We start from the raw sequence: 4,754 nt of genomic DNA, 5'->3' as shown, positions 1-4,754 counted from the left end.
GTACTTGGGGCGAATTTGTAATTAATTAATAATCAATAAAAAAGGCGACTGAATAAGTCGCCTTTTTTAATGAAATTTAGGTGATCACTTCCGTTTCATGTCATGCGCGTCGTGCCAGGCCTTGCGCGCGTCCGCCGTGCGCTCGATGGCGTCCGAGACCGCGTCGGCGGCGATGTCATTGAAGCGCCACTGCGCGTCGACGATCTCCTCGCCCGCCTTCCAGACGATGACCGGGCGGACCTTTCTCACCGTGCGGCCGCGTTCCTCGGCCACCTCCTCAGCGAAGGCGAGCTTGAGGGCATGGCGGTGTTCCCTGAGAACGCCGAAGTTGCTCGAGGCGATCGACTTCGGGAATGTGAATTCAAGCAGTCGCGTGCCGTTCACATAGCGCAGGTCCCACTTCGCGGTGCCGAGCACGGAGGAACCCTCGGCCGCGCAGAAGAGCGTGTTCTTCTTCACGGGGAAGAGCTGCACGCTGCCCGACTGCGCCACTTCCTCGGCACGTCCGCGGACGGTCTTCGTCTTCTTCACGATGGGCTTGTCGAAGCGGAGCCCCAGGGGCTCGGCTTTCCTCGTGGGGATGTAGCGCAGGCAGTAGGGAATCTCGCGCGTGAAGCGCTTGGTGAAGTCCTCGATCCTGGCGCTGCCCGTGAAGGCCGTGCGGGTGGGCACGAGCACCTCATCACGGTCGATCTCGAGAATCGTGCGGTAGCCCACCGCTCCCTTCGGGAACACGTACTTCGAGCCGATCACGTAGCCCGTGGGCGTCGGCGTTTTCTGGCGCGTGACGAGGTACGGGCCGATCGGCTGGTTCTCGAGGTCATAGGCGACGATCACGACCTTGAGCTCGACGGGTTTCTGACCGCCCCCCTTGAACTGGAAGAGCACGTCGCGGGTCTTGTTGAGCGTGAGGAAGCTCGGGCGCTCGACGTCAATGACGCGCCCGTTCCTGAGCAGCGCCACCGCGCCGGAGCCCCAGGTGAAGCCGTGGCGGGTGCCGAGCGGGAAGTTCTCCTGCACCGCGTAGCGGCCGTTCACGGCGATCGCGTCCTTGATGAAGAGCTGCGTGCGCACCTCGTCATCAAAGGAGTAGATGCCGTGGCCGCGGAAGGCGTCCAAGGTCGGCATCGGCAGAAGCCGGGGCTTGCGTTCGTCACTCTTTTTGCGCGGCGCCTCGTCCGCGGGGACGGCGCTCGCGAGGGGCTGCGTGGTGGCAAAGCACCCCGAGAGCATCATGGAGGAGCCGAGCGCAACGGTGCTCATGCCCGCGAGAAGGAGGATCCGGGATAGTCTGGAGGTCAGCATGTAGGCGGCACCGTCGGGTTCGGGCGTCCTTCCGGCGGGGCCGGCGGACGGCTGGTAAGTGAGGCAGAAACAGTAAACCTAGAGATTTTTACTTATTTCCCCGTCGCCTTCCGGGAAAAGTGTTTCAGTGTCTTTCGCGTCCAATAACGGGGCGGAAAGCCTGCCGGAGGCCTCCCCAGCGGGTTTCAGGAGTCACCCCCGCCGTGCCTGCGGGTAACAGGACGGATACAAAGAAAAGCCGCGCAGTCCCTTCGAAGGGGTTGCGCGGCCTTGTCACGAAAAGCCCTTCGGGCTTTTCAGTCGAGCCGGAATCAGGCGAGGGCGGCGAAGACGCGCTCGGTGATGGCGTCGATCGAGCCGAGGCCCGAGATCGAGCGGTACTTCGGAGCATCCGCGGCGCCGGAGGCGGCGAGCTGCTCGTAGAAGCCGACGAGAGCCTCGGTCTGCTCGTGGTAGACCTTGAGGCGCTTGAGGACGACTTCCTCACGGTCGTCGTCACGCTGCACGAGCGGTTCGCCCGTCACATCGTCCTTGCCCTCGGCCTTCGGCGGGTTGTACTTCGTGTGGTACGTGCGGCCGGAGGCGGGATGCACGCGGCGGCCCGACATGCGCTCGACGATCTCGGCGTCCGGGACGCTGATCTCGAGCACGAAGTCGATCGGAACGCCGGCGTCACGCAGAGCCTGGGCCTGCGGGATCGTGCGGGGGAAGCCGTCGAAGAGGGCGCCGTTCGCGCAGTCGGGCTGCTGGAGACGCTCCTGCACGAGGCCGATGATGATGTCGTCGGAGACGAGCTGGCCCTTGTCCATCACCGCCTTGGCGGCAATGCCGAGCGGGGTGCCGGCCTTGACGGCCGCGCGCAGCATGTCGCCGGTCGAGATCTGCGGGATCGCGAACTTCTCGCAGATGAACTTGGCCTGCGTGCCCTTGCCGGCGCCCGGCGGTCCGATGAGGATGAGACGCATGTGGTGATCTCCTAACTCAAAAAAGTGCATGAACGCGGGCGGCGCGTCGCATCCCTGAGGGGAGGCGGGGTCGTCCGTGAAGAAGAAAACGGAATCCTTTAATTCTACCGCGATGGTGGCAGATTCCCCCGCATTCTAAAAACCGCACCCCGAAGGCGGGATGCGCGTGAGACGCGGCACGGCTCCCTGCCGCGGAGGAGAAGGATTGAATTTTCTGAGAAAGATGTGACAGCTTTGTGACAGTTTCGGGCAAGTCTATTCTCGCCCGGTCGGTGAAAATAGAGACTGAACCGGTTTCTCTTTGGTCTTCTCTTCGGGAAGAGGCTTTTGATGACTCAGATCTCTTCGGGCCGCAGGCGGTTGATCCGCGGCGGCGTCGCTTTCCTCGGCCTCGCCGCGGCCTCGGCCGCCGCGGGCGGCGCGGTGCTTTCGCGCTCGGACTTCGGCGCGCATCCCGAGGGTGAGCGTCTGCGCCGCATGATGGCCTCGCCCCACTGGGCCGACGGCGTCTTCCACAACCTCGAGCCCATGGTGGAGGCTCCGAAGAACCGCTCCTCGCTTGAGGTGATGGGCGGCTTTCTCTTTGACAGCAACCCGGCGAGAAAGCCAGCCGCCCCGATCCCGCACGGCAGTGTCCGGCTCGCCGAGACGCCCGAGGACACGCTCGTCTGGCTCGGTCACTCGGGCTTCTTCGTGAGGCTCGCTGGCGTCTCGGTTCTCATCGACCCGGCGCTCCATCAGGCGTTTCCCCTTCCCGGGTTCTACGAGCCCTTCGCCGGGGCGGACATTTACCGCACGGAGGATCTCCCCGCGGCCGACGTGCTTCTCATCACGCACGACCACTACGACCATCTCGACTGCGAGACGGTGACGGCGCTCAAAGCAAAAGTGCGCCGCGCGGTTTGCCCGCTCGGGGTGGGCGCTCACCTCGAGCGCTGGGGGTGGGAGCCCGACCGCATCACCGAGCTCGACTGGTTCGAGGCGACCAACGTCGGGAGCATGACGATCACGGCGCTGCCTTCTCAGCACTTCTCGGGCCGTAGCATGAAGCGCAACGAAACCCTCTGGGCGGGCTTCATGCTCTCCGCCGGGGGCTTCAACCTCTATCACTCGGGCGACACGAGCTGGGGCGGGCACTTCGCGAAGATCCGCGATCTCTTCCCCTCGATCGACATCGCGCTCCTTGAGGACGGCCAGTACAACGAGGACTGGCCCGGCGTGCATCTGCTCCCGCAGGCCTGGCGCCGCACCGTGGGCGTGTTGCAGCCGAAGTCCGTCCTCGCGATGCACAACTCCAAGTTCTGCATCAGCCGCCACGCCTGGGAGGAGCCGCTCGAGAACGCCTTCGCGGCCTCCCGCAGCATGGGCTTCCCGCTCCTCGCACCCCGGATCGGCGACGCGGTGGCGCTTGACCCGGCCCGCAGGGCCGCCTTCACGCCCTGGTGGCAGGATCCGGCGCTCATCGTCCGCTCCTGACGGACCTCGGCCGGGCAGTTTCCTCGCCTGAACGGCGCATCTGCGGCGTTCGGCCGGACTTTTGCCGATGCCTCTCCTGTGGGAGAGGCATTCCGGTGACTACATTTCTCCAGAGACCCCGCGGTCTGCCGTCGCCTGACGGCAGGTCCGCACAGCGGGCGGAATCCGCCCGACCTCCAGGAGAAGAAAATGCAGAAGACCCGTTCCATCCCGATTGTCCCGATGTCCGAGGCCGGCCGCGAGGACGCCGGCGGCGCCGGCGAGAAGCCCGTGAGCGCCGCTCCCGCCGCAAAGACGTACCGCTGCCGGATCACGGTCCTGAAGTGCACATATAACCAGGAGCTTGCTGACCAGTACCTTGCCGACCCGAAGGTCGGCCCCTGCAGTCTCTTCAGGGAAGGTCAGAGCTTCGTCGTCGACAGCACGGGTTTCTGGAAGATGCTCCACGGGGGCTTCTGCTCGGAGGCCTGGGATGCGATCAGCAGGTACGTCTACGCCGCGCTCCAGGGCGGCTCGATCATGCGCGGCTGGACCAATGACGAGAGGATGATGATCACCTGCTGCAATGACGGCGTGCGCCCGGTGATCTTCAGGCTCGAGCGCATCGAGGACTGACACAAATGCACCGGTCTGAACGCGCGGCGGCCGCATTCCTTGCAACGGGGAATGCGGCCGCTGTGCTCAAAGGCAGGGCGGTTCAGCCGCCAGACTGGAAGATGTAACAGTCACGGAAACAATTCCCGGACTGCATATTGTTGTCTTATATACAAGACAATTTGGATGAAGAAAGGTGATTCCCGCGCCTGTTTACGACAGGCGTCGGCCTGGGGAATCCAGGCGCGCAGGGGCCTGTCTGTCGCTTTTCAGCCATAGTTGTGGACTTTTCTGCATCAGGGAAACTATGGGCTGACATTGGCTATTTCTGAGAAATCAATCAGTTAGGTCATTGCCTGTTTACGGCGACGCTTCCGTCATGCCGGGCGGTGCAGAAAAACGCGGGATCCGCTT

4 protein-coding genes are annotated in these 4,754 nt (G+C 64.0%); 2 read left to right on the top strand and 2 right to left on the bottom strand.

Translation table 11 applies throughout. The features are described from left to right. Positions 1-84 precede the first annotated feature (84 nt). Entirely contained in the window at positions 85-1,305 is a 1,221-nt protein-coding gene (locus Q4F91_RS12870) for a hypothetical protein (protein ID WP_303338131.1), read from the bottom strand. A gap of 311 nt (positions 1,306-1,616) precedes the next feature. Continuing rightward, positions 1,617-2,270, bottom strand: a complete 654-nt coding sequence (gene adk / locus Q4F91_RS12865; protein ID WP_303338130.1) for an adenylate kinase — start codon at positions 2,268-2,270, stop codon at positions 1,617-1,619. Between the two features lie 330 nt (positions 2,271-2,600). Between adk and Q4F91_RS12860 the strand changes: the two genes are divergently transcribed. Together Q4F91_RS12860 and Q4F91_RS12855 are read left to right on the top strand one after the other, a co-directional pair. Continuing rightward, positions 2,601-3,746, top strand: coding sequence for an MBL fold metallo-hydrolase (locus Q4F91_RS12860; protein ID WP_303338129.1), 1,146 nt, complete (start codon positions 2,601-2,603; stop codon positions 3,744-3,746). Positions 3,747-3,935: 189 nt separating this feature from the next. Further along, on the top strand, positions 3,936-4,361 hold the full coding sequence (locus Q4F91_RS12855) for a TIGR04076 family protein (protein WP_303338128.1): 426 nt from the start codon (positions 3,936-3,938) through the stop codon (positions 4,359-4,361). The last annotated feature ends 393 nt before the right edge of the window (positions 4,362-4,754 follow it).

The sequence above is a fragment of the Sutterella sp. genome, assembly GCF_030539355.1.
Classification (GTDB): domain Bacteria; phylum Pseudomonadota; class Gammaproteobacteria; order Burkholderiales; family Burkholderiaceae_F; genus Sutterella.
Note: the sequence above shows the minus strand (reverse complement) of the source record. Positions and strands in the feature narration are given on the sequence as shown.

What these genes read in the sequence shown, in the direction of transcription:
- Q4F91_RS12870 (WP_303338131.1), bottom strand. Translation starts at nt 1,305, where the DNA reads ATGCTGACCTCCAGACTATCCCGGATCCTCCTTCTCGCGGGCATGAGC.
- adk (WP_303338130.1), bottom strand. Translation starts at nt 2,270, where the DNA reads ATGCGTCTCATCCTCATCGGACCGCCGGGCGCCGGCAAGGGCACGCAG.
- Q4F91_RS12860 (WP_303338129.1), top strand. Translation starts at nt 2,601, where the DNA reads ATGACTCAGATCTCTTCGGGCCGCAGGCGGTTGATCCGCGGCGGCGTC.
- Q4F91_RS12855 (WP_303338128.1), top strand. Translation starts at nt 3,936, where the DNA reads ATGCAGAAGACCCGTTCCATCCCGATTGTCCCGATGTCCGAGGCCGGC.